Below are 26,914 nucleotides of genomic sequence, written 5' to 3'. Positions count from 1 at the left end.
GCTAAACCTAACTAGTTGTAAAAAAATAAGCGTTTACTTCTTTTAGTGATGTAAAAGTAAACGCTTTCTTTATATGTGAGATTATAAATATAGTAGATTATGAGTGTCAATATTTCTTTTGATTGTTCACGGTAACAGAATTCCAAGCAAGATAGTTACAGGCATCCAGCTTTATAAAATAGACAAAAAATTAATGAAGCTTTTTGGTTTTCATTTTTATGAGGATTGGACGCGTTTGGCTGATATTTTCCTAGTTCGGCTGATTCCCCTGCTGTTTTGGCTGATATTTTCCTACTTTGGCTGATTCCCTTGCTGCTTTGGCTGATATTTTCCTAGTTTGGCTGATTCCCTTGCTGTTTTGGCTGATATTTTCTTACTTTGGCTGATTTCCTTGCTGTTTTGGCTGATATTTTCTTACTTTGGCTGATTTCCTTGCTGTTTTGGCTGATATTTTTTCTTACTTTGGCTGATTGCCCTGCTGTTTTGGCTGATATTTTCCTACTTTGGCTGATTCCCTTGCTGTTTTGGCTGATATTTTCTTACTTTGGCTGATTCCCCTGCTGTTTTGGCTGATATTTTCTTACTTTGGCTGATTCCCCTGCTGTTTTGGCTGATATTTTCCTACTTTGGCTGATTCCCTTGCTGTTTTGGCTGATATTTTCTTACTTTGGCTGATTGCCCTGCTGTTTTGGCTGATATTTTCCTAGTTTGGCTGATTCCCTTGCTGCTTTGGCTGATATTTTCCTACTTCGGCTGATTCCCTTGCTGCTTTGGCTGATATTTTCTTACTTTGGCTGATTCCCCTGCTGTTTTGGCTGATATTTTCCTACTTTGGCTGATTCCCCTGCTGTTTTGGCTGATATTTTCCTACTTTGGCTGATTCCCCTGCTGTTTTGGCTGATATTTTCCTACTTTGGCTGATTCCCCTGCTGTTTTGGCTGATATTTTCCTACTTTGGCTGATTCCCCCCCTATTTACTGATATCTATCATTCTAATTAGTTAGTTTTCACTTATAAATACAAAATAAAGATTCTTTCATTGCTGTTTACCATATAAATGGGTAACTCGGTCAGTAATAAATACTACCGGTTACCCAAATAAAGATTTTCCACATATTAGTATCTATTCAACTGCCACATAACCAGTTTCCGAAACAATCTGTTGGCCTTGCTCTGACACCATCCATTTTAAAAATCCATCTATTTGGGGAGAGCTATTATCCTCCAGCGTTATAGCATAAAATTCATTAATGAATGGGTAACTTCCATCTTTAATTGTTTCTACTGTAGGAGGTATTCCATCAACAGCAATATTTCTTATTTTTCCATTACGCACCATATCTTCTGAAAAATGCCGGAAAGAGAATCCAATTGCATTACTTTTATTCTGATAGTCTGCAGTTTCACTTATTATGCCTTCCATTGCATCGACAATATCCTTTGTGGGAGGGTCCATTAACGGTTTTCCATCCATGACCCTTAGCAAGGCAGATTGACTGCCACTTTCTTCTGGTCTTTGAAATGCTCTAATTTTTTCATGTTTTCCACCGACTTCCTTCCAGTTTCTTATTTTCCCAGAATAAATATCCTGTATTTGTTCTATGCTGAGTGTTTCCACTGGATTTTTTGCATGAACAAAAAAGATAAATGCCTCTCTCCCAATTGGCGTCAGCTTTAATTTCACCCCCTGGCTCTCAGCCATTTTATATTGTTTCTCTGAAGGCTTTGGCATAAATATAATGTCTGCCTCACGATTTAATAAGCGATTATATGCCTCACTTGTTTGACTTGAAACTACCTCACTTTCCTCTAACGGATACTTCTTTTGTGGATACACTGCTTGAACAAATCCTGCATATACAGGATAAAGAGCGGTAGAGCCATCTAACCGCGGAAGATTTTTTTCAATTTTAAATGGTGATTCTTCTTTCAGCGAAACTGCTTTTGTTCCCTCTAAAAATGGCATATATTCTGTTAAATCCGTATCTTGACTACTAACAACCTCTAAATTTTTATCGTAATGTTCATAAATTATATAACCCGCTATCCCGCAGATACTAATAGCTAAAATCATTAATCTTGCCTTTTTGACCGCTTTTTTCTTCCACCATTCAAAAATTAATAGATAAACAGTTATTATATAAAGTACAGTAATAATCGGTAAAAACCATAGATAAAATGTACTCGCTGTGAATAAAGTGGTTAACATTGTTGCAAAAAAACCGATAAATCCAATAAATACCGTCATTATAATTGCTTGAAATACTTTCATTTTTTTCTCCTTTATCATTACAAACTCTCATTTATTCGTCATAACAAATGATTTATTTCAATTTTAGTGTATATTTTCACTTTTATCAAGAATATTTTATTTGATACGATTCCTTGATTGCTTTGAAAGGATTTAAATAAAAAAAAGATGAATCCTGTAAAGAATTCATCTTTAAAATATATCTATTGTTGATGACTCGGATGAAGCTGAAAATATTGAAATAATAAATAGGATAACCAAATACAGTCACGATGATGTCGAATGTTTTCAATCAATCCTTTTAGTAAAACCGGGTTCAATGTTTTCTCTTCCAACTGCTCTATCAGTAAAGAAAGCGATTCGTTCACATAATGATCATCTACTTCTTCCCTTTTCCCTTTTATAAGTTGCAGTAAATCCTCTTTTGTCGCACTTTCTTCCTTAACGGACTGATGCAGCAACTGATAGATACTTTCTGTAAAATATGGTGATTCTGTATATGAAGCTAGGATGTCTGTTTTCTCTACAAGAGATTTTGCAAGCCTGTGTAAATCAAAATCAATATATTTATTATGGTTTAATACAATATGCGTATAAGTATTAAGAAACCCTTTAATACTAAATACTAAATCATACTTGATTGCTTGTTTGGATGAATCATATACTTCTCCAATCATATGCTCGATTGTTTTTTCCAATAAATGATCATAATAAGTAAACTTTCGAATAAATTCTTCATTAAACGAAAGCGCTTGCTCTTTAATAAATAACATCGCAAAACTAGAATTTTCCTTAAATGTATATAATATTTCATAATAAAAATGATAAAGAATATCATCTACGTGATTGACTGCATAGTCAAGTTTCACGATGAACTGTTCCATAAAATAATCAACTAAAGCCATAATTAGTTCATCCTTTGACTTAAAGGATAAATAGAAGGCCCCTTTAGAAATCCCACAATGTTCCGTTATTTGTTGAACGGAAGTAGCCGCAAATCCTTGCTTTGCAAATAACTCTATTGATTTTTCCATGATCAGCTGTTTTTTTGTCATCTCATTCTCTCCTATGTACTATTGATTGACATATGACTACTTAGTCATTTATTATAAGTAAATGAGTTAGATTAGTCAATAAAGGGAAGGTGTATTATGAAAGGTTTAGTAAATTTTGTGTTAGGTAACAAGCTTGCGGTTTGGTTACTAACCATTATTATTACTGTATCAGGTATCTATTCTGGTACAAAAATGAATATGGAAACCATACCAAATATCTCTATTCCATACTTAACCGTAATGGATGTTTACCCGGGAGCTACGCCGGAGAAAATCATGGAAGAAGTTTCCATACCGATAGAAAAAGTAGTAGAAAATCTGGAAGATGTTAAAGCTGTCTATTCGAATTCTTATTCGAACATGGCAAATGTTCAATTAGAATATGAATATGGGACGGATATGGATGAAGCAAAACGAGCTTTACAATCCGCTCTGGATAATGTCACCTTACCTAAAGATGCAGAGGAACCTACAATTACAGCAATCAGTATGAACATGATGCCAGTTGTAGCGTTAAGTGTCAGCAGTACAAAAGAAGACATTACCGAATTAACCTCAACTGTGGAAGATATCATTCTCCCAAAAATCGAAAAGATTAATGGTGTCGCTTCTGCAACTATCACAGGTCAGCATATTGAAGAAGTAGATTTAACATATGATAAAGAAAAAATGGCGCAATTAGATTTAACGGAAGATACTGTTAAAGATATGATTCAAGCGAGTAACTTAGCAGTTTCTTTAGGACTTTACGAGTTTGAAGAAGGCGAACAAGCAGTTGCAATTGATGGGAAATTTATGACAGAAAAAGAACTAAAGAATATGCAAATTCCTGTCACTCCATCTCAACAAAATCCTTCCCCATTTGTAAAACTTAGCGATATTGCCAAAATTAAAGTAGTTGGGAAAGTGGAATCAGTTTCTCGTACAAATGGTAAAGATGCAATCGCCATCCAAATTGTCAAAGGTCAACAAGCAAACACTGTTGATGTTGTTAACAGTGTAAAAGATTTAATTAAAGATGAGCAAAAAAATATTGATGGCTTAGTAATTGATGTTTCTCTCGACCAAGGAGATCCGATTGAAAAATCTGTGCTTACAATGGTTGAAAAGGCCGTATTTGGTTGTTTAATTGCTGTATTAATCATTTTACTATTCTTACGTGATTTTAAATCAACGATTATCTCGATTATTTCCATTCCAGTATCTATTTTCATGGCATTGCTACTATTAAACTGGATGGATATCACATTAAATATTATGACGCTAGGTGCTATTACCGTGGCAATTGGAAGGGTAATCGATGACTCCATCGTTGTCGTGGAAAATATTTATCGACGCTTGCACCTGAAAGAAGAAAAATTAACTGGCCGCGCGCTTATTAGAGAAGCAACGATTGAAATGTTTAAACCAATCCTGTCTTCTACTTTAGTAACAGTTGCGGTATTTGCTCCATTAATGTTTGTTGGAGGCATGGTTGGAGAATTATTCCGTCCTTTCGCCTTAACAATGGCTTTCGCACTTGGAGCATCATTACTTGTTGCCATTACAATCGTTCCAGCCCTTTCTCATTTCTTATTTAAGAAAAAATTATATAGTGAGAAAACAGAAAGTAATCATAAAGAAGCTGGAAAATTGGCAACTTGGTATAAAGGTATTCTCGAAAAAGCACTTAATCATAAAATCATCACTTCCGTTATCGCTGTTATTTTATTAGCTGGAAGTGTTGCCCTCACTCCTTTAATCGGCTTTAGCTTCCTAGGAAGTGAAGAAGAAAAAACGATGTATATCACCTACACTCCAGAAACGGGTGAACTAAAGGATGAGACATTAAAGAACGTTACAGAAGTAGAAGAAAAAATGCTTGACCGCAAAGATATCGATATCGTTCAATTATCGATAAATGATACAGCTGATGCACAAAGCGCAATGATGGGCACTGGAGCTGGCGGTGCACTTATGTATCTCATCTTTGATGAAGATATGAAAAATTTCCCTGAAGCTCGTGATGAAATTGAGGAATATATTACAAATCTCGACCAATCTGGCGAATGGAAATCCCAAGACTTCTCATCAACCGGAATGTCAACAAATGAAGTTAGCTATACATTCTACAGTGAAGATTTAGATAAGCTGAATGAGTCAGTGAAAAAAGTGGAAGATATGTTAAAAAAGAATGATGGTTTAGAAGATGTTACTACAACAGCTGAAGACGCTTATGTGGAATATACATTTAAAGTAAATCAGCAAGAATTGTTACAATATGGGTTAACAGCTGGTCAGCTACTTGCAACACTAAGCCCTAACAATTCAAAAGATGTGTTAACAACGATTGAAAAAGACGGGCAGGAGCTTGATGTTATTGTCCAACAAGAAAAATCAGCACAGCCGAAATCAATCGACGATATGCTAGATACAGAAATCCCGACTGCTACTGGCCAAAATATGCCACTTTCAAAACTTGTGGATGTAAAAAAAGGAACTACCCAAAATACGCTTTCTCGTAGTGAAGGCGAGTACTATGCAACTGTATCAGGAAAAATCATTGGTGATAATGTGTCCAAAGTAACAAATGAAGTAGATAAAGAAATCGATAAAATCGACTTACCAAAAGGCGTTACAATGGGAGTTGCGGGTGTAACTGCAGATATGAATGAAACATTCACACAATTAGGTATTGCTATGATTGCGGCTGTTGCGATCGTGTACTTTATCCTTGTTGTTACATTCCGAGAAGGAGTTGCTCCATTTTCGATTCTATTCAGTTTACCATTTGCTGTTATCGGTTCGTTTGTCGGATTGTACCTATCAGGTCAGACCATTTCTGTTTCGGTAATGATGGGGCTCTTAATGTTAATTGGTATTGTAGTAACGAATGCCATTGTATTAGTAGACCGAATCATTCATATGGAACGAGATGGAATGAATATGCGTGAAGCGATTCTTGAAGCAGGATCAACACGTCTTCGTCCAATTCTAATGACAGCTATTGCAACAATTGGTGCATTAATTCCACTAGCAGTTGGTTCTGGTGGTAGTGGATTAATCTCTAAAGACCTTGGTATTACTGTTATTGGTGGTTTAATCAGTTCTACGTTGTTAACACTTGTTATCGTCCCTATTGTTTATGAAATTCTTTCTAAACTATTTAAGAAAAATCGTAAAGATATTGACGAAAACTAATGACTAAATGACAAAAGCCAGTGAAGGCATTCTTCACTGGCTTTTGTCTGTCTTTTTTTCCTTTGGTTTAACTATAATAGTGGAATGAATGCTACTTCTACTGGTTTTTCTTCGCTTTCATTTCCCTGATGAACGCCACTTCCTCTAGGTTTTCTTGCCCATATCCCTTCTATGAACACCACTTCCACCACTTATTCTTGCAATTGTGTCTTTCATTGCCTTCACATAAACCTCATCCCCTAAAAATGATTTCACAAGTTCTTTCATAAAAAAAGTCATTCAGGAAAAACTAATTTCTATACTATAATGGAAAGGGTTTTATCATGAAAATACATTGTTCCAATGAATATGATCCATTAAAAACAGTGGTCTTAGTTTCTCCCGAATATATGGCTATTAAAGTCCCTATAAATGATATTCAAAAAAAACATGCAAAGAAAAATATTGATAAAAAACTAGCCGTAAAGCAGCATGAAATGTTTATTGAAACTCTACAAAAAAATGGAGTGGAAACACTGCTTCTTCCATCAGAAGAAAAATACCATGAACAGGTTTTTACAAGAGATATCGGCTTCACTTTAGGAAGTCAGATCTTTGTGGCAGAAATGGCACGAGATGCTAGACATGGAGAAGAAAGAGTTTTAATAGATTATTTAAAGAAAAAAGAAATCACTTATACAGATATTAAAGGCAATTTTATTGAAGGCGGCGATGTGATTATTGATGGGAAAACAATTTTTGTAGGCATCAGTCAGCGTACAAATGAAGCAGCGGTCCGCCATTTACAGACCTTGATGCCTTCTTATGATGTCATAGCTGTCCCGTTTACGGATACATATCTCCATCTAGATTGTGTCTTTAATATTCTTTCTCCTACAGAGGGATTAATTTTCCCAGGGGAATTTCATAAAGAAAAAGAAAAATTACTGCGAGAACGTTATGAATTCATTCACGTAAGCGCTAAAGAGCAAGAAACATTAGGTACAAATGTATTATCCATTGGCAACAAAAAGGTAATTAGTTTACCTATGAATGAAGGGGTTAATAAAGAATTGCAAAAAAGAGGGTATGAAGTACTCGAGGTTGATTTTTCCGAAATCATTAAATCTGGTGGATCATTTCGTTGTTGTTCCATGCCCTTACTTAGAGAATAGGAAAAGGTACATTTCATCAGTGGGGAAATCCCCACTGATTTATCTAGTTACGTTTATATCTACCGTACCGCTAACATTTCCCTTAGATTTCGCAAACTAATTTCAATGCTTTCCAATGGAGTTCTTCTAGTTGCATCCTGTTCAATGATCCACCATTGGATATCTATGTCCTCTCCTTTTTCAAGTATTGCTTGAAAATCAATACTTCCTGTACCTACCTCAGCAAAGAATTGTTCTTCATCGGTTGTCATATCCTTTAAATGAATAAGCTTCATTCTGTCTTTATATGTATCAATCCATTTTGCTGGATCATAGTCTCGCTTCGAAAGCCAGTATACATCCGGTTCTGCAAAAACTAATGTTGGATCTGTATCTTCCATTATCGTAGCTAATGCCGTTCTTCCATCACTCATTATATCTAATTCAAAATCATGATTATGATAACAGAGAGATATCCCTGCTTTTCGACATTCTGCTCCTGCCATATTCAAGAAAGAAATTAGTGATTGATAATCCGCTTCTGTTCTTTTGTCTGGTAAAAGATAGGGACATACTAAAAATTTACTCCCTAATACTATTTGATCTTGAATAACCTGGGAAAGATCGCTCTCTAAATCAGTTAATGGCACATGGCATGCTGCTACTCGTAAATTTAGTTCATCCAATAATTCCTTTAATTCTGCTACAGGGATTCCCCCATATCCAGCAAGCTCTACTCCTTGAAATCCAAGATCCGCCACTTTACGGAGGGTTCCGCGAAAATCCTCCTCACACTCATTTCTTAACGTATACATTTGGATGGCAATCGGTATATTCTTCAATTTTACTTCCTCCTCCTTGTTATTCTTTCCCCCAATTACTCCCTAAAGGGATAGTCAGACAAAATAAGCACTCCCTATTATTGTACATGAGAACGTTATCATTTTGCAGATTAATATGGTAAATCGCTGATTTTTTTGGTAAAATGAGCAAAAATCAATTGGAGGTATATGCCTTTGGAAAACCATATCAGAAAAGTGATTGAGCAAACGGAAAAGGAATTTAACATAAAGGTGCTTTATGCATGTGAATCTGGAAGTCGGGCATGGGGCTTTCCATCCAAGGATAGTGATTATGATGTTCGCTTTATTTATATTCACCAGCCAAACTGGTACTTATCGATTGATCGCAGCCGAGATGTAATCGAGATTCCAAACCACGATTCATTATCAATCCCTGTTGATCCCTTATTAGATATGAGCGGCTGGGAACTAACTAAAACGCTTAAGCTTTTTCGCAAGTCCAATCCTCCGTTATTAGAATGGTTACGCTCTAATATGGTATATTATCAGCGTTTTTCAACCATCGATCAAATGAAAGAACTAGAAAAAGAAATATTCTCGCCTGCTTCCATTATCTATCATTATTTAAATATGGCAAAAGGAAATTTTCGAGAATACCTACAAGGAGATACCGTTAAAATAAAAAAATATTTTTATGTATTAAGACCAATTTTAGCAGCAAAGTGGACTCAAATATACCAAACGGTTCCGCCAATGGAGTTCGAAACATTAGTACATGAACTTATCCCTGCTGGTGACCTTCTTACAAGTATTAGTACTTTATTAGAAAGAAAAAAATCCGGCGAAGAATTATCACTTGAACCACGAATCAATCTCATTAATACATTCTTAGAAAGTGAGATCCACGAGCTAGAAGCATACGCAAAAGGGTTGCAAAAAAATTCGGAAGATCCAACCGAACAATTAAATGAGCTATTTCGATTTTCATTAAAAGAAGTCTGGAATTATTGAAAAAGGTCATTGAAAAAGCGTTCATGTAAGAACAACACTTTTTCATGACCTTTTTTAGTTATATAAAAAGTAATTGCGGTATCTTTGCATGGACAAAAGAATGCTAGTCCTTAAAATATGGATTCAAATGAATTAGCACTTCATTAATATTATCGTGCTTTGCCATTAATTTCTTTTTTATTTTTCTAGATAAATCATGACCTTCCTTAATGGTTTTATCGTAATCGATTGAGATACGTAAATCGACTAATATATAGTGACCATGTTCTCTAGCACGGAGTCGGTCAATTCGCTTTACTTCAGCAAAGGAAGAAATTATGTCATGATACTCTGCTAAAATTGCCAGATCTATATTCCGCTCCAGTAAAATATCAAAAGCTTCACTTACCATTTCCTTCGCAATTTTAAAAATCAAATAAGCTACAATGATCGTTGCAAGCTTATCTCCATAAAGAAATAAATGTATATTCAACTTTTCTCCAAGGATAGAGAACAGAACGCCTATTGCTGCTGCAATGGATGCCACAATATCAGCCTTATGATCATAAGCAATTGCTTCAATTGCTTTACTGCTTTGTTCCTTCGCAATCCTTTTACTATATCGATATAATAGCACTTTCGAAATATAAGAAATAACAGCAACCCACATTGCAATCATACTTGGTGTTGTGATGGGATGGAATAACCCAATTATTACTTCATATACCAAGTAGATAGAGACACATAAAAGAATCATACCAACAATACCAGATACAATTATTTCTGCCTTCCCATGTCCATATGGATGTTCCTGATCTGCCGGTTTATTCGCAATTTTAATAACGACTAAAACAAGGACAGAGGCAAACACATCTGCAGCTGAGTGAATTCCATCGGCAAAAACCGCATCACTATTCCCTATCCAACCCACTATTATTTTCCCAATTGTTAAGATAATATTACTAATTACACTAATCCAAGCTACTCGTTTGGCTAGCAATTCTCTCGATCCCAAATTTCATCAACCTCTTTTATTTTCCAAAAATTTCAATACACTTAAAAAGTCAACTTAAACATATTAGCAGAAAAGAAAGCAGTGGGTCTAGAGAAAAAAAGTTGCCTTCTTACAAATTAATCATTTACTTTTCTTTAGGAATGTATTCGTTTGTGGGAAATGAAAGTAAGAAAATAAGTTATATTATTCATAAATGAAAATTTTGGGATAGTTATAGTTGCAGTGAAGAAAGCTAACATTTAAATTCAAGTTGATTAAATACGGTAAGTAAACCAAAATATCATATAGTATCAGTCAAACGGGGAATTTATCTGCCCCTTTGGATTTATTAGCTAATGCGAGATGGATTTCAGCCTCTGCAAACGGCTTTTCAGCCAAACTATGGATTTATTCAGCCAAAGCGAGGGTGGAATCAGCCAAACTTGGATAATATCAGCCAAAACTTCAGGGATATCAGCCAAGCTTGAAATATATCAGCCAAAACTTCAGGGATATCAGCCAAACTTGAAATATATCAGCCAAAACTTCAGGGATATCAGCCAAACTTGAAATATATCAGCCAAAACTTCAGGGATATCAGCCAAGCTTGAAATATATCAGCCAAAACTTCAGGGATATCAGCCAAGCTTGAAATATATCAGCCAAAACTTCAGGGATATCAGCCAAACTTGAAATATATCAGCCAAAACTTCAGGGATATCAGCCAAACTTGAAATATATCAGCCAAAACTTCAGGGATATCAGCCAAACTCCCAATTTTTCAGCAAATACCATAAATAACTTCTCGCCTCCGCTTGTATTAGCATGGGGCACTTTTTCCTAGGATTACAGCTTACGGGCATTTTTTATTATGTTTTTTTGTGTAAAACTATATTTATTGCTGATTTTTTTCCAATAGTAGAATAACCAAAGTTTTATTTTTTGCCATTTATAAACACTTGCTTTTGTATTCTGTAATTCTTGCCAAGCAGAATCTAATTTATTTGCCTCTAGTAATCTTTTACTATAGTCTAATTTTAATTTTGACAAATACAAATCTATATATGGAATTTCCTCTTTATGAAGCAAATTCTCTAATGAATAAATGATCGGATAGCGATTTAATATGGTCAAATCCATGCATACACTGTTTTCTAACCCGCGGTAATAAATGGCATTGCTTTCATTTATATAAGCAATCGAATAGTTCATTCCAATTCGCAACCACATATCTTGATCTTCACCAAGAGGCTCTCCCTCTTTAAATAAACCTATTTTATCAAAAACTTGCTTTCGAACTGCGATTGCAGAAGAAATGATTGGTAAATCCTTTAATGTTTTTTCAACATAGTTTGTAAATACCCCTTCCCACTTTTCAGGTGTTTGATATATGGATGGGATTATTTTCTTTTTCGTCGGCAGAACGATTTCATAGCTTGTTGCATAAGCGCCACATTCAGGATATTTATCTTTTAAATAGATAATTTTCTCAAGAAAACCTGGTTTCCACTCATCATCTGCATCAATAAATGTAATTAATTCAGCTGTAGCTGCAAGTATTCCCTTGTTTCTAGCTGCTGAGGCACCTTTGTGTTCCATCTTTAGGACCTTAATCCGCTCGTCTATCCATGTTTCCGCTTTTTCAACACTGCCATCTGTTGAACCATCATCTACAATAATAATCTCAAAATCTTGAAATGTTTGCGAAAGAATGGACATAATCGTTCGTTCAATATATTGTACTTTATTATATAGTGGAATAACTACTGAGACAGCGACCATCTTGCACCCTCCCAATTTTTCATCGCTAGTGATTGTGCATCCTTTATCGATAGTTTTGGATACCTATATTGTCCAGCTATAATTTGTTTAAGAGCATGCCATATGCTCTCCTCTTCAAAGGAATGGGACGGAATAATATACTCTTTATCTGCTTGAATTTGCTTGGCCCATCCATCACATTTAGGATGGTAAGAAAGAATGATTGTCGGTGTATTTGTAATATAGCCAAACACAGAGCTATGCAGTCTCATCCCAATCAATCCCTTTAATGAGGCAATAGTTCGGAGAGTGTTCATTGGATCTTTATCATATGACAGATGCTTAATAGGAATCTTTGTGTGTAATTGGTCGATGACTTCACGATGTATGTCTTGATCTCCAAAAATAGGATGACCATTAAAATCAATAAAGACTAACTCTTCTATTTCCTCCTGGTGAAGTCCATTTAGAACATTGACTATTTTTTTCAGTCTCGTCTTTTCAATACTTGTATCTCCACCAATATATCTCTCGTAGTGACATAAGGAAATTCCCAAACCTTTTCTTGTGTGAATTCCATTAAAATTTTCACCAGCTACAAGTGGTAAAAGTACGGCTAAATCAAATGTTAATTCTACCTTTACATCGGAGGAGAAAGAACGAATTAGTTCATAGCTTTCCTCATCTCTACAGCCGATATAATTAAACTTTTCGATAAGCTTTTTACATGCACCTTCAGCAGCCGAATCTCTAAATGGTCCAAAGGATACCCCAATTGCCGCTGCTCCTTTTCCTCTATTTAAATCGATTAAATCGCTATCTCTTGTCATTTTATCTGTCGAATGAAAAACAGAGCCACCACCAAATAAAATTAAATCACTCTCATAACAATGCCTGTACAAACGAAGTAAGTTTTCATTACGTTCTTGTTCTTCTTGAACAAATAATGCTTCAATTTCCGCATTTAATGGCAGAACAGGCTTTTGTATACATGTCCCATAAATTTTATCTCCAGATAGAAATTTCCGGCTTCCCCAAGAGGATACTAGTAACAATGCATCATCTCCGCCATTCTGTTCTCCATAATAACCTGAAAGAATAATCTTACTCATCTAAGTACTCCTCCTACCTCTCATATCTCTTAATAGTATATGGACAATCCATAAAAAGGTGACCAGCAGCTAACATTTGGACCATTTGCTATGGTCCGATTTATGGGGGACAAGAATAGAATATATAGTAAACATTAGGGAAAGGACATGATGCTGATGACATTAAAGAAGAAAAGAAAGATACTTTTTATTACAAAAAATTGGGAAAATGGGATAGAAAGAAATACGTATTATTTAACAAAAGAATTAAAAAAATACGTTGATATTAGAACCTGGGAGGAAGACGGTAATATAAGTGAGACGATACAAAAAATGAACTTTCAGCCTGACTTTATCCTAGTTAATGATTTACGTCCTACCCGATCACCAAAAGTAACTGGTCTAAAGGACTGCAATATTCCATTTGGGATTATCATGCATGATTTAAACTACCAAATGGATCAAAGAAGAGCATTCATTAAAGAAAATAATGTTAAATATATCTTCACCCATTATAGAGATACTTTTTTAGAATGGTATCCAGAATTTAAAGATAAAATGATATGGTTTCCTCATTATGTAAATATTGATGTATTTAAAGACTTCAAGCAACCGAAAACCATTGATTATTTAATGATGGGGGCTGTACATCCTACTGTTTATCCATTACGTCAAAAAATTCTTGATCAAATGAAGAATTTATCAAATTTCACCTATCATGCGCATCCTGGCTATTTCCACCAACAGTATGATGAGAGATCATTTAAAGTAGCGAGCAGCTTCGCACAAGAACTGAACAAAGCAAAAATGTTTTTTACTTGTGATTCCATTTATCATTATCCTGTAATGAAATACTACGAGACTTTAGCTTGTAATACTTTATTACTAGCTTCCTGCACAAAAGAAATTAAAGATTTAGGATTTATCCCTGGAGTTCATTTCATTGAAATCAATGAAGAAAATTTTATGCGTAAGGCTAAATATCATTTAAGAAATTATGAAACATTAGGGAAAAAAATTGCTTTAAATGGCTATAAAATGGTAAGAAAAAAACATTCTGTACAAGTTCGTGCGCAGCAGCTCCTTGCTCATATTGAAGAAATTCTTGCTAAAGAAGGGGGCAACGAGCAATGAGAATCTTATATCTTGGTTATTTGGGTGTTAATAATATCGGAGATGAAGTTTGTTATGAAGCATTTGCTCAAGCTTGCGAAAGATGGCTTCACGAGGACTATACTTTATTCTCCTACCCAATTAATTCTTCTAAAACCCTAAAAGAATTATATGGAGAAAAACCATTTGATATCGTTATCTTAGGAGGTGGCTCTTTATTTCAGGGCAATTTCTTTATCGATTTGGCATTAGAGGCAATCGAAATGAAACTTCCACTATATTGCTATGGAACAGGTATTGATTATATGACGGAAGAAACAATTGAATCCTTTAAAAGGGGAAAATTCCAATTATCCTCCACCACCTTCAATAATAAAGAGATTAATAGAGAAAAAATAAAAAAAGTGATTGAATACTCCACATTCGCAGGTCTTAGAGGCCCACTTACACAAAAGTATATTAAGACTTTAAATCCTTCGCCAACGAGTAATTACCAGATAATCGGTGATTCTGGGATGCTGTTTACTCCCCAAAAGGACGACTATATAAGAAGCAAATACTTGCAAGATCACGATAAAAAAATAATTGCGGTCAATTGGGGTACCACCCAAAACATCCTTTTTGGCTATGATGAATATAAACTTAAAAAGCAAATCATTAAAGCATGTACCAATCTTTTAAAAAAAGGATACCAAATTGTAATTTTTCCAATGTGGGATTTAGATGTTCCTCACTGCAAGGAACTATATGAGAGCATAAAGAAGAAAGGAAAAGTCACATTCATTCCAGAAGTTTGCACAGCTTCACAAATTTATTCTTTCTTATCGCTATGCCACTTTTCGCTTAACTTAAAGCTGCATGCAAATGTACTTTCTGCATCAAGCGGTACCCCATTCTTCCAATTAGCTTATCGCTCAAAAGGTGTAGATTTCGCCGCCTCTGTCCATCAATTACCTTATACGTTACTATCCAATACGGAGAAACTAGCAGAAACGATTGAAAACAAAGAATATTATTTAACAAGCAATAAGAACCGAAAAAAGCTTAGGCAAGCAAAAGAGAGAATTGTCGCAAGACATAAAAACTTTATCTTGTCATTAAAAAAGTAATTTAAAAGGGATGTTCCTATTCTACGGAACATCCCTTTTATACATATAAAAAGCCGGTATAAGCTATATTAACCTAAAAAAATAAAAATAGAAGCTCTTTAAACCTTTCCCTTTTTGGAGCCATTCTCTATTAAAGGGAAGGAAAGCTTCTATTAATCGGATGATTTTATTTTTCATACTCATTTATCTGTTTTAAGCATAGCTCGTAAACGTCCACTTTTTGATACAACCTATACCATTCCATTGTATAATAAACGGTCTGATCAATATTCCATTTGGGATGCCAATCTAAATAATACTTTGCTTTATTTATATCTAAACTAAGAAGCTTTGCTTCATGTTCTGCAGAACATGATGGTTCTACTTCCCATGTGCCACCATTCCAGTGTTCAACAATTTTTTCGACTAATTGTTGTACGGTTGTCACACTATCAGATTCTGGCCCAAAGTTCCAGCTTTCGGCATATTGTGTTTTCCCCTCGTATAGATAAGCACCTATTTTCAAATAACCTGAAAGCGGCTCTAATACATGCTGCCACGGACGAACAGAATGAGGAGAACGTAATTTTATCGCTTGATCAGACATTAAGGAGCGAACGCTATCAGGGATAATGCGATTTTCCGACCAATCCCCTCCCCCAATTACATTACCCGCTCGTACAGAAGCAATTAACTTACCATGCTTAGAATAAGACTCAATTGGAAAGAAGGAATGCTGATAAGAAGAAATCAATAGTTCACAGCATCCTTTACTGGAACTATATGGATCATATCCTCCCATCGGATCTGTTTCACGATAGCCCCATACCCATTCCTTATTATCATAACACTTATCACTGGTTACCATTACACCTGCTTTTACAGAAGGTGACTTTCTGATTGCTTCCAATACATGCATTGTCCCCATTACATTCACTTCATACGTATAGATAGGGTCTCGATAAGATTGTTTCACTAATGGCTGTGCTGCCAAATGAAAGACAATTTCAGGTTGATATTCTTCAAAAACTGCTTGTAGTTTAGCAGCATCACGAATATCTGCTCTAATATCCTTCACTTTATTATTCAGTTCTGTTAATTTAAATAAACTCTCTTCTCCAATTGGATCTAAAGAATAACCAATTACATTCGCGCCTAGCTTCATTAACCAAATAGCCAGCCAAGAACCTTTAAAACCTGTATGACCAGTTATCAGTACCGTTTTATTTTTATAAATTTTTCGCCAATCAGTTGTCATAAGTAACACCTCCACTCCCATTAATGAAAATGATAATAACTTTTATACCAGGCAATGGTTTTCTTTATCCCCTCTTCTATGGAAACAGCAGGAGTCCATCCAAGCACTTTTTGAATCTTTGTAATATCAGGGATAGGCGCATTTCTTTCATTCTCCCTTTTGGGAATGGCACCATATAATGGTACTTGCTTTGTGCCTAAATGCTGATAAATCAAATCAACAAAATATCGTAAAGGATAGGCATTTCCAGAAGCCATATTTAAAATCATATTATTACTTCCTTCATATGTGGCTGCAAGGATTAAGCCATCGACGATATTGCCGACATAACTATAATCACGGTATTGATCACACGACGTTAATTTCACCTCGTCACCACGTAATACTTTTTCAATAATATGAGAGAATAATTTATGATTATCTTCTGCTTCCCCAAAAATATTAAATGCCCGTAAAGTGATAATGGGAAGCTTATATTCTTGTGCTAACTGATGGGAAATAATAGTAGATGCTGCTTTTGTACTTCCATAGATATCAACTGGTTCTAATAACATATCTTCATGAATCTTTTCCTTTTTATCTCCATATTCAGAACTACTGCCAAGGCAAATAATTTTTTTACACTTGGTACCTTTGGCTGCAAATAAAATATTCATTGTTCCAACAATATTAGTTTCATATGCAAGTAAGTCATTTCTGTTACTTGGGTTTGTTCCATAAGCTGCTAAATGAAAAATATAATCTGGTTGAAATTCATGAATAATCCGACATATGTCTGAGCGATTTTGAATATTTGCCTCATATTTTTTTAAATGAGGCAAATATTCCTGTACTCTCCAAGGATTGGAATGTTCTCGAATAATAACAGCGACAGACGCATTTTCTTTCACTAACCGTTTAATAAGATGGGAGCCAATAAAACCATAAGCACCTGTAACTAAAACTTTTTTATTTTTTAACTTCATGTCACCCACCTCTTATAATGAGGCAATGGAATAAGGATTTTTGGCTATATATCCGCTAGGAAGATTAGCAAAGAATTGGGCGTTATTAGATAAGCTGCTCAATAGCTCCCTTACTTTCGTTAAATACGGATTATAAATATACGTTAAAGTGGCGGATGAAATGTCTACTTTTTCTAGCTTCCATAGATCAAATTCATTCTCATTTAAGATCAGGAGGCTTCCAAAATGGAAGAATATCAATGGATTACTGTCAATATATACATTATTCTCCCTCATGGTTACTTCTTGGTCTGTATTGTTCAAAATAAGATTCCATGGAGCAGCGTTGATTCCTGGGTTTTGATTCACTTTTATATTTTCAAATAATTCTGGGATGCGGTCTAAATACAATTGGTCTCCCCATGATTTACGTTCATCGTTATAAACCTCTGAACATTCTTCTAAACACTTCTTCTTCCACCAATTTAGAATTTTCCGGCTATTTCGTTCGTTTTTGAAGCCGATAAATCCCGCTTGATATTGTCCATGAAAATGTTCCAGTGTATCTGTTCCGCGTTGGCGACATAAATAAACAGAGTATCTACTAAAATCATCAATTACAGAAAGTGGGTTAGAGAAGAAATATAAATCACTATCACAATAGAAGAGATGGTCAATATCTGCATGTGTGGATAGTAAATGTTCTAGTAACGTCGCTTTTATTGTCCAACAATATTCTTGCAGCGTTCGTTGTTGTTTTATCTCTTTTAATTGTGGGGTTTCAAATGTCTCTACTGGTATTAGCGTAGCATTTTTCAAGTTAAGATTGGATAAGACATCATAGGTTTCTGAATCCATTGTACAAATCCATATGTGAAAATTATCTATTTGTCTGCTAAGCGAGTGATACATTGCAAGTCCTTTAACTAAATATTCTTTACTAAATATGGAGGTTAATAATAAATAGTTATTGTATTGAATCATTCTTTTTTTCAATTTTGTTGATTGATATTTTGTCTTCGCTTGAATAAAGTCTTTTGTCGATAATGTTGCCTTAATAATACCAGGATAACTATTTTGATAGTTTTTGATTAAATTTTCTAATAAATCAAGGTATGGAACATAAATATAATTCATAATTTCCTTTTGAATATTTAATTGATGCATACTCCATAAATCATATTTATCACTATCATATATGGTTATACAGGAAAAATGATAAGCAACAAGTGGATCGTTATTGATAAAAACTTTATCTCCTTGTAAAGAAACGTTGAAATCATTATTGTAGATAATATTCCAAGGTGCAGCATTTACTCCTAAATTAGAAGATATTCGCACGTTATCATACATTATTGGCAGTTGATCTAAATACTTTTGATCTCCAAAACGTCCATTGCTCTCAACTACTCCACACCATTCAATGCAGCGCTCCTTCCACCATTGAACAGCTGACAATCCAATTTCATCTTTTCTAAATCCAATAATACCTGCTTGGTACTTCCCATATTTTTGTTCTACCCAATCTAGATCTCTTTGTGGAGTTAAAAAGATGGAAGCAGAACCCCACTCATTAAAAATACTTGCTGGATTAGAGAAGAAATAAATATCTCCGTCGCAGTATAATACTTGCTCAATATCGTTATTTTTTAAGATATATTCAATTAGGAAAGATTTTAATGTCCAACAATATTCATTAATCATTCGTTCTTGTTTAACTGCTCTTAATTGATCATTCTCTATTTCTTCTACTCTAATAAGATGCATATTTTTTAGATTCTTTTCATTTAAAAATTTGTGCGTAATAGCATCCGTACAACATACCCATAAGTTGAAGTTATCACTATTTTTAGCAAGAGACTCATAAACCGCCATAATTTTAATGCAATATTCTTTACCGGCAATCACACAAAAATTTTGATTGGTTGATGCGATTGGCTCTGTTGGCGATAATTTAGTTTGCTCTTTTGTGTTTACTAATACTATTTGTTGATCTTTTGCTTCTTTTAACGCTTCTTGCTTTGCTTTTTCTTTTGCTGCCGCTTCTTGTCTTGCTTTTTCTTTTGCCGCTGCTTCTTGTCTCGCTTTTTCTTTCGCCACTGCTTCTTGCTTTGCTTTTTCTTTCGCCGCTGCTTCTTGTCTTGCTTTTTCTTTCGCCGCTGCTTCTTGTTTTGCTTTTTCTTTCGCCGCTGCTTCTTGTTTTGCTTTTTCTTTCGCCGCTGCTTCTTGTCTTGCTTTTTCTTTCGCCGCCGCTTCTTGTCTCGCTTTTTCTTTCGCCGCTGCTTCTTGTTTTGCTTTTTCTTTCGCCGCTGCTTCTTGTCTTGCTTTTTCTTTTGCCGCTGCTTCTTGTCTTGCTTTTTTCGCTTCTGCTTCTTGTCTTGCTTTTTCTTTCGCCGCCGCTTCTTGTCTTGCTTTTTCTTTTGCCGCTGCTTCTTGTCTTGCTTTTTCTTTCGCCGCTGCTTCTTGTTTTGCTTTTTCTTTTGCCGCTGCTTCTTGTCTTGCTTTTTTCGCTTCTGCCTCTTGTCTTGCTTTTTCTTTCGCTTCTGCCTCTTGTCTTGCTTTTTTCGCTTCTGCCTCTTGTCTTGCTTTTTCTTTCGCTTCCGCTTCTTGTCTTGCTTTTTTCGCTTCTGCCTCTTGTCTTGCTTTTTCTTTCACTTCCGCTTCTTGTCTCGCTTTTTCTTGATCGATTACTTCTGCATTTTGTATAATAGCCCCCATTGTTTCCTGGGCATTTTCATTAACAACTGATGCTTGTGCATCTATAATCTCCGGTGTGGAAGTTTCTGCTTGTGGTGAGGGTAATTCCAGTACCTTATTATTTTTCCTTGCCCCATTTATAATATCAACTAGATTATCTACATGGAATTTCACTGAAATCTCTTTTGAAAACAGTTGAATATTTAACGTCGCTGACTTTTCTTGTTTCTCCTCACTCGACAATGCTTTTAAAAAGTCTGATATGATATTTCTTTTTAGCCATTTCATGGCAATCCTCTCTCTCCCTTATATCTATTGTTCTTTTTTCCAAATCTTTCTTGCATCTTCCAAGTCCTTTGGCGTATCAATAGATACCCATATACCTTCATGCAAATAGACAGCAAGTTCTCTCTTTTCAATTAACTTTCTTAATGGCTCTTCCTCTAACACACAATCCGGCTGGGCTGATAGATACTGAAAGAACTCCTTATTGCAAACAAAAAATCCCCCATTAATCCAGTCATCTAAAATCGGCTTTTCGGCAAAGCGGTTAGCAATACCATCTTCTATATCCAGTACTCCATATTGATTATTTTTTTTGATGCCTGTAAGTGTAACTGTTTTTCCTTTTTCTTTATGAAAGGCAATAAGTTTATCTAAGTCAATATCAGACAAACCATCTCCGTAGGTTAATAGAAAGATATCATCATCTATATATGATTCTAACTGTTTAATTCTTGCTCCAGTCATTGTATCTTGACCAGTATCTATACAAGTTATTGTCCATGGCTCTGTTTTTTCTAGAATGTTATATTGATTGTTTGCTAAATCAATTTGTATATCATTATTTCTCCAGGCTGAATTAACAAAGTAATCTTTTATCTGCTCTCCTTTATAGCCCACTGGTAAAACGAAATCTTGATGACCATATTCACTATAATGCTTCATAATATGCCATATAATTGGCTTCCCATTAACATCAGCTAAGGCTTTCGGTATATTCTCTGTTAAGCCTCTCATTCTCATTCCTTTGCCCCCACATAAAATTACAACTTTCATGCTTTCACCTCTTCTCTTAGTATTTTCATGCCATTATATGTACAGGCTACTAATTATGCGTAGGTTGTTTCATTAGGTTTGGTAAGATATAGGCGAATTTTTCGAGTAATTTGAAGAAAATACTGATCAGACTGTCCTTTTTTGAAGGATATTATGAGTCCTTACTCTTCTTGCTATAGAAGAGAACAGCAATACTTTTTATAAAATTATCCCTAAAGAAAGAGGGGAAATTCAAACAAATATAAAAAACCTACAGTTTTACCTGTAGGCAGTTTATCCCTATTCCGAATAAAAAAAGCTATAAGGTAAAATTACCTCATAGCATTCATTATTATCCTATTCTAATCTCATTACCTTCTACTATCACTTTTTCATTCTCTTCAAGGTTAGTAAATACCATTGGCGTAATGATGGAAGGAACCTTTGATTTGATTGCATCAAAATCAATTTCCATTAATTTTTGTCCTTGTTTTACTTTATCTCCATCTTTAACAAAAGAAGTAAACCCTTCCCCTTTTAAACTAACTGTATCTAATCCAACATGAATTAAGATTTCTTTTCCATTGTTATCAGTCATACTTACTGCATGCTTTGTTGGGAACACATTCATAATTTGACCATCTGCTGGAGCAACTAATACGCCATTGGATGGATCAACCGCTATGCCGTCTCCCATCATTTTTTGCGCAAATACTGGATCTGGAACTTCTGTAATGCTTAATAGCTTTCCTTCTAATGGTTGAATATAAGTTTGAGTCGTATTCGTTTTTTCTTCCTTATTTCTCTTAAATAGATTTTTAAACAAGGTAGCACCCTCCAATAAAAGATTCACTTCCTATTTTAACTTAATAACAAAAATTTTCCCATAAATCTAATAAATAATATTTCTAAAAGCCTATATCTGCACGAAATATTATTACTTTATATAATAGACAATAGACTCATATGCTCTTAGCTTTATACTTTCTCTCATGGAATCGGAATCAGGGTAATTAGATAGAAGAATGGTACCTGTTAATCCTGTCCAATCAATGTGCTCTGATAAAGTAAATGTCACTTCTTCTTCATAGAAATTATTAACGACTAATAATTTCTCTTTGTCTGTACTGCGTAAATAGGCAAATATTTTATCATCTTCAGGAGCAATTAGTTCATAATCTCCGTCTGTAATGATATTGTATTCTTTCCGCAGCTGGATAAGTTTTTGATAGTGATAAAAAATAGAGTCTTTATCCTTTAATGCATTTTCTGCATTTAGTTCTCGATAATTTCGAGCCGTTTCAATCCATGGCGTTCCATCCGTAAACCCAGCATTTTTCTTACCATTCCACTGAACAGGTGTACGAGAGTTATCACGTGATTTTCTGCGCAAAATTTCGAGAATTTCTTCTTCTGATTTACCGTTTGCTTGTAAAATATTATACATATTCAAAGATTCCACATCTCTATACTGATCAATCGAAGTAAATTTAGGATCTGTCATGCCAAATTCTTCTCCTTGATAAATATAAGGTGTGCCTTGCATCATGTGGATGGTAGTAGCAAGCATTTTAGCAGATTCGTTGTGGAATTCCCCGTCATTCCCATAACGGGAAACAATACGTGGTTGATCATGGTTACACCAAAAAAGTGCGTTCCATCCTCCTCCTTCATTCATACCAACTTGCCATTTAGATAAAATTTGTTTCAGAGCATGAAAATCCATTTCGCCAATTTCCCACTTCTCTCCATTGGGATAATCAACCTTTAGGTGGTGGAAATTAAAAGTCATACTTAACTCATTTCGCTCTGGCTTTGTATATTTAACGCAATGCTCTAGTGTTGTAGAAGACATTTCTCCAACTGTCATACTGTCATATTTGGAAAATACTTCTTGATTCATTTCATGGATAAATTCGTGCACACGAGGTCCATCTGTATAAAATTTCCTTCCATCTCCAGGCGCTACGGATCCGTCATCATCTGGGAAATTTTGATTTTTTGAAATCAAATTAATGACATCAAGACGAAAACCATCTACGCCTTTTTCAAACCAAAATTGCATCATTTTATACACTTCATCACGAAGATGCTCATTTTCCCAATTTAAATCAGCTTGCGTTACATCAAAAAGGTGTAAATAATATTGGCCAGATTTTTCATCATACTGCCATGCATTTCCACCAAATTTAGATTGCCAATTCGTTGGTTCACTGCCATCTTCTTTTCCATCTTTCCAAATATAAAAATCACGGTATGGATTATCTTTAGAAGATGCTGCTTGTTTAAACCATTCATGTTCCGTTGAAGTATGGTTAACAACGATATCCATAATAACTTTCAGGCCTTTTTGATGGGCTTCCTTTAATAGCTGATCAAAATCTTCCATCGTTCCATATTCATGATGAATGGAATAATAATCACTAATATCGTAGCCATTATCCTTTTGAGGAGAAGCATAAATAGGTGTTAACCACAATACATCTACCCCTAATTCTTTTAAATAATCTAATCTTTTAATAATCCCTTGAATATCTCCTACACCGTTTCCTGTTGTATCTTGAAAACTCTTCGGATAAATTTGATACACAACTGCCTTTTGCCACCATGCTTGTTTCATCTATATACACCACCGATGTGAAAATTATGTTCTTTTTCCTGTCTGTAAAAACACAATACAGTTAGCATTTACGTTTTTTTACTTCCTTTTGATTACTAGTACTTGCTCAATAGATTTACGAGTTGGTTTGACATTATAGAAACGTTTCTTCTATATGATTCGGAATTTGAACAAGACTAATAATTTTTATTCTCTTTCATCATAACATGTATATACAAGTTGTCAACTGATTAGTAATACGTTTTCAAAACTTCCTTTGTCATAAACCAAGTTAGCTCTTACCTCTACTTGCCCGGATAAATCCCCTTACATTTTCCACTTTTTTATGTATTCCCTAATAAAAAGTTTTTTTGTAAATCCCTTAAAATTCATTGGTTATTTACTGCTTTTTTTGATAAGATATCCCTATAATTTTTAGAATTTGATTTAACTAATCAATGATATTCCCATACTCTAGCTTGTATGGACATGAAAAACATTGCCTATAGATATTGCTAAATAGAAATGTAAAAACGGTTCATCTTTATATTTACAGACAGCACAGAAAAAATTAAGTAGAATAAAAAGGGTTGATTAAGACATAGAAAGCTTACTCAATTTTTTTCTGCGAAATTATTAATTTATCAATGGTGGAAAAGCTCATTTACTCCACATATAATGAAAGAACATGTATACTATTAATAGATTTAAACTAGGAGTGAGCATTTTGAAGGATGAATTAGCTTATATCGGGAACAAAATTATAGAAAACCAGAACATCCTTGCTGAAAACACAAATAGGCTGCTTTCGCAATTTTTACAGCAGCAGGCATCTGATTTTTCTCTTCCTTATCCCGAAGAAGATATGCATAAATGGAACGCTAAGCTTTTCTTTATCTTGGCCGAAGCGTTAAAAGATAAAAAAAATTCGGAAGGAATAGAGTATTGGTCGGATAAAACTGGGAAAGCCTTTGTAAAGAACCATATTCCATTACAATCTGCCCTGCGTTCCTTATCGATATACCGAAATGTGATCTGGGACGTATTCACAGAAGAATTAGAACAGAAATCTTTCGCGCCAATTACCATGTTGGATGTTGGCAAGATTATTGATCCTATACTCGATGAAATTAGTGCTTACATAGGGCATATTTATGAAGAGCATAACACACAGATAATGAAGCTTGCTTATACAGCTTTAGAAGAGCTGTCTGTTCCAGTTGTTCCAATAGCAAAAGAAACAGCCATCATACCTCTTATTGGGGAAATTGATACACAGCGATCTCAATTAATTTTAGAAGTTGCCTTGCAGGAATCTGCCAATTTAAAAATTGAATATCTCATTTTAGATATTTCAGGAGTACCAATCGTCGATACAATGGTGGCAGACAATTTATTTAAAGTCGTTCATGCCTTAGACTTAATTGGTGTTAAATCCATCGTTTCTGGTATTAGACCAGAAATTGCTCAAACGATTATTTCATTAGGAATCGACTTTAGTAAAATTACGACATGTGCCAATTTACACACTGCTTTAGCTAGCATTGGCTTAAAGCGAGTCGTAGAATAAAATAAGGATGTCTTAAATAGTTAGTTAAACTCTTTAAGACATCCTTTATTATTTTTACGCAATCGTTTCTCATCTAAAACTTTAGCTAACTGTCCACCGATTTTTTCATATATGTTGGTTGCAAGGAATAAACATGTAAATTGTCATCAGCACTTCCTGCAGGCAGCCTCTTCCCATTAAATTTGTACTTGGAACATAAAATACATGTGCACACATTTGATTTGCCTCCTTTTATTTGTTCAATAATTCACATGATTATTTATAAAGAAAGAGCGATTTGCCCTGATTCTTTTATAGATGTAATATGCCTTCTCTAGGTACTACTTGAAAAGCATCTGCTAAGTCTTGTAACTGCTGGTCCGTAATGGTTTGCTTAATCTTTGAAGCATCCCCAATAATCGTATAAATTTGTGCTGCTTTTTCTGCTGTTTCAATCAGCCCGAATGTTTCATCCATTGTGGATCCGGCACCGAATATTCCATGATGTGGCCAAACAACTAAACGATGCTCTCTCATTTTCGCTGCTGTTTTTTCTCCAATTTCATCTGTTCCAGGAACCATCCAAGGCAGAATCCCGATTGCATCCGGAAAAACAACAATACATTCGGTACACATTTGCCATAGTGTTTTTGTAAAACTTGCTTCATCTAAATCATGCATAAATGTCATTGCAAGTATATTTGTGGCATGGTTATGCATGATAATCCGATGATTTGGGTCTACTCGTAAACGTGCAATATGGCTCATAAAATGGGAGGGTAACTCACTTGTAGGATTCGACCCATCTTCAAATCCCCATAGTATATGCACTTTTTCTCCACTCTTATCTATTTTTAAAACACCAAGTGTATTTGCAGGATCTTTTTTCACATTTTTAAAATACTTCCCAGATCCTGTTACAATAAAATACTTCCCTGCCAATTCTGGCACTGGAAACTTCAAAGGGATAGACCGAATAATTTTGCCAGTATCCAAATACTGTTCCACTAACTCTTCTTCTAAAAGATAACTGATATTTCCTCCATTCCGTTCATCCCAGCCCATATTCCACATATTAAATGTTGCTTCACACATTTCTTTAATAAATGGAGCCTCTAAAATATTTTGCTTTTGCATAATCGCAACCATTTCTCTTCACTCCCTTAATCTATTAATCTTGTTTTTCATATCCTTATTTTATGACTTAAACAAAAATAAGTCAACACATTCAAAAATAAAAACAACTTATTATTTTGTATTTTCTGTGATTTTTTTTGTTTTATTTTGATTTGTTTTTAAAATCACATTCTCTCCAAATAAAAAAAGATAGCACCAATCTATTATCAAAAATATTGGTGCCATCTTTCATT

The 26,914-nt window shown here is 34.7% G+C and carries 20 protein-coding genes; 7 read left to right on the top strand and 13 right to left on the bottom strand.

The genetic code is table 11. The features are described 5' to 3' along the window. Positions 1 to 1,123: 1,123 nt before the first annotated feature. Positions 1,124 to 2,272 (bottom strand): PstS family phosphate ABC transporter substrate-binding protein, encoded by a 1,149-nt coding sequence (locus C2I06_RS01135; RefSeq protein WP_123257290.1) that lies wholly within the window; start codon positions 2,270 to 2,272, stop codon positions 1,124 to 1,126. A gap of 182 nt (positions 2,273 to 2,454) precedes the next feature. Further along, positions 2,455 to 3,306, bottom strand: coding sequence for a TetR/AcrR family transcriptional regulator (locus C2I06_RS01130; RefSeq protein ID WP_123257289.1), 852 nt, complete (start codon positions 3,304 to 3,306; stop codon positions 2,455 to 2,457). A 96-nt stretch (positions 3,307 to 3,402) separates the two neighbouring features. On the opposite strand from C2I06_RS01130, the gene C2I06_RS01125 reads away from it, so the two are divergent. Next, the gene (locus tag C2I06_RS01125; protein ID WP_123257288.1) at positions 3,403 to 6,486 is read left to right on the top strand and encodes an efflux RND transporter permease subunit; all 3,084 of its coding nucleotides are present in this window, start codon (positions 3,403 to 3,405) and stop codon (positions 6,484 to 6,486) included. 323 nt (positions 6,487 to 6,809) lie between these two features. After that, complete coding sequence (locus tag C2I06_RS01120) at positions 6,810 to 7,640, top strand: dimethylarginine dimethylaminohydrolase family protein (RefSeq protein WP_123257287.1); 831 nt, start codon at positions 6,810 to 6,812, stop codon at positions 7,638 to 7,640. Between the two features lie 59 nt (positions 7,641 to 7,699). Here the strand turns inward: C2I06_RS01120 and C2I06_RS01115 are convergent, their stop codons facing one another. Further along, positions 7,700 to 8,461 (bottom strand): sugar phosphate isomerase/epimerase family protein, encoded by a 762-nt coding sequence (locus C2I06_RS01115; RefSeq protein ID WP_123257286.1) that lies wholly within the window; start codon positions 8,459 to 8,461, stop codon positions 7,700 to 7,702. Positions 8,462 to 8,635: 174 nt separating this feature from the next. On the opposite strand from C2I06_RS01115, the gene C2I06_RS01110 reads away from it, so the two are divergent. Further along, complete coding sequence (locus C2I06_RS01110; RefSeq protein ID WP_095332111.1) at positions 8,636 to 9,433, top strand: nucleotidyltransferase domain-containing protein; 798 nt, start codon at positions 8,636 to 8,638, stop codon at positions 9,431 to 9,433. A gap of 103 nt (positions 9,434 to 9,536) precedes the next feature. Here the strand turns inward: C2I06_RS01110 and C2I06_RS01105 are convergent, their stop codons facing one another. Beyond that, entirely contained in the window at positions 9,537 to 10,427 is an 891-nt protein-coding gene (locus tag C2I06_RS01105) for a cation diffusion facilitator family transporter (protein ID WP_123257285.1), read from the bottom strand. 335 nt (positions 10,428 to 10,762) lie between these two features. On the opposite strand from C2I06_RS01105, the gene C2I06_RS25715 reads away from it, so the two are divergent. After that, positions 10,763 to 10,894, top strand: a complete 132-nt coding sequence (locus tag C2I06_RS25715) for a hypothetical protein (protein ID WP_275068574.1) — start codon at positions 10,763 to 10,765, stop codon at positions 10,892 to 10,894. A gap of 358 nt (positions 10,895 to 11,252) precedes the next feature. Here the strand turns inward: C2I06_RS25715 and C2I06_RS01100 are convergent, their stop codons facing one another. Together C2I06_RS01100 and C2I06_RS01095 are read right to left on the bottom strand one after the other, a co-directional pair. Next, positions 11,253 to 12,188, bottom strand: a complete 936-nt coding sequence (locus C2I06_RS01100; protein ID WP_123257284.1) for a glycosyltransferase family 2 protein — start codon at positions 12,186 to 12,188, stop codon at positions 11,253 to 11,255. Further along, the gene (locus C2I06_RS01095) at positions 12,170 to 13,279 is read right to left on the bottom strand and encodes a polysaccharide pyruvyl transferase family protein (RefSeq protein WP_095332107.1); all 1,110 of its coding nucleotides are present in this window, start codon (positions 13,277 to 13,279) and stop codon (positions 12,170 to 12,172) included. Before C2I06_RS01095 ends, C2I06_RS01100 begins: the two co-directional genes overlap by 19 nt. Positions 13,280 to 13,435: 156 nt before the next feature. Between C2I06_RS01095 and C2I06_RS01090 the strand changes: the two genes are divergently transcribed. Further along, positions 13,436 to 14,392 (top strand): glycosyltransferase family protein, encoded by a 957-nt coding sequence (locus tag C2I06_RS01090; RefSeq protein ID WP_249928264.1) that lies wholly within the window; start codon positions 13,436 to 13,438, stop codon positions 14,390 to 14,392. Continuing rightward, positions 14,389 to 15,480, top strand: coding sequence for a polysaccharide pyruvyl transferase family protein (locus C2I06_RS01085; protein ID WP_123257282.1), 1,092 nt, complete (start codon positions 14,389 to 14,391; stop codon positions 15,478 to 15,480). The genes C2I06_RS01090 and C2I06_RS01085 overlap by 4 nt, the downstream gene beginning before the upstream one ends. A 166-nt stretch (positions 15,481 to 15,646) precedes the next feature. On the opposite strand, the gene rfbG is transcribed toward C2I06_RS01085, so the two are convergent. The 6 genes from rfbG to treC form a co-directional block, all read right to left on the bottom strand. After that, complete coding sequence (gene rfbG, locus C2I06_RS01080) at positions 15,647 to 16,717, bottom strand: CDP-glucose 4,6-dehydratase (protein ID WP_123257281.1); 1,071 nt, start codon at positions 16,715 to 16,717, stop codon at positions 15,647 to 15,649. A gap of 20 nt (positions 16,718 to 16,737) precedes the next feature. Beyond that, positions 16,738 to 17,682 (bottom strand): NAD-dependent epimerase/dehydratase family protein, encoded by a 945-nt coding sequence (locus C2I06_RS01075; RefSeq protein WP_123257280.1) that lies wholly within the window; start codon positions 17,680 to 17,682, stop codon positions 16,738 to 16,740. Between the two features lie 12 nt (positions 17,683 to 17,694). Further along, entirely contained in the window at positions 17,695 to 20,646 is a 2,952-nt protein-coding gene (locus tag C2I06_RS01070; RefSeq protein ID WP_123257279.1) for a cell envelope integrity TolA family protein, read from the bottom strand. A 24-nt stretch (positions 20,647 to 20,670) separates the two neighbouring features. Continuing rightward, complete coding sequence (locus tag C2I06_RS01065; protein ID WP_123257278.1) at positions 20,671 to 21,417, bottom strand: sugar phosphate nucleotidyltransferase; 747 nt, start codon at positions 21,415 to 21,417, stop codon at positions 20,671 to 20,673. A 331-nt stretch (positions 21,418 to 21,748) separates the two neighbouring features. Beyond that, positions 21,749 to 22,222 (bottom strand): PTS sugar transporter subunit IIA, encoded by a 474-nt coding sequence (locus C2I06_RS01060; RefSeq protein ID WP_095332091.1) that lies wholly within the window; start codon positions 22,220 to 22,222, stop codon positions 21,749 to 21,751. A 111-nt stretch (positions 22,223 to 22,333) separates the two neighbouring features. After that, complete coding sequence (treC, locus tag C2I06_RS01055; RefSeq protein ID WP_123257277.1) at positions 22,334 to 24,016, bottom strand: alpha,alpha-phosphotrehalase; 1,683 nt, start codon at positions 24,014 to 24,016, stop codon at positions 22,334 to 22,336. A gap of 697 nt (positions 24,017 to 24,713) precedes the next feature. Between treC and C2I06_RS01050 the strand changes: the two genes are divergently transcribed. Then, the gene (locus C2I06_RS01050) at positions 24,714 to 25,565 is read left to right on the top strand and encodes an STAS domain-containing protein (RefSeq protein WP_420915973.1); all 852 of its coding nucleotides are present in this window, start codon (positions 24,714 to 24,716) and stop codon (positions 25,563 to 25,565) included. A gap of 291 nt (positions 25,566 to 25,856) precedes the next feature. Here the strand turns inward: C2I06_RS01050 and rhaD are convergent, their stop codons facing one another. Next, complete coding sequence (rhaD, locus tag C2I06_RS01045; RefSeq protein ID WP_123257276.1) at positions 25,857 to 26,693, bottom strand: rhamnulose-1-phosphate aldolase; 837 nt, start codon at positions 26,691 to 26,693, stop codon at positions 25,857 to 25,859. Positions 26,694 to 26,914: the final 221 nt, after the last annotated feature.

The organism is Niallia circulans (assembly GCF_003726095.1).
Classification (GTDB): domain Bacteria; phylum Bacillota; class Bacilli; order Bacillales; family Cytobacillaceae; genus Niallia; species Niallia circulans_A.
The sequence above is the reverse complement of the archived record's forward strand: the minus strand, read 5'-3'. Positions and strand labels throughout refer to the sequence as shown.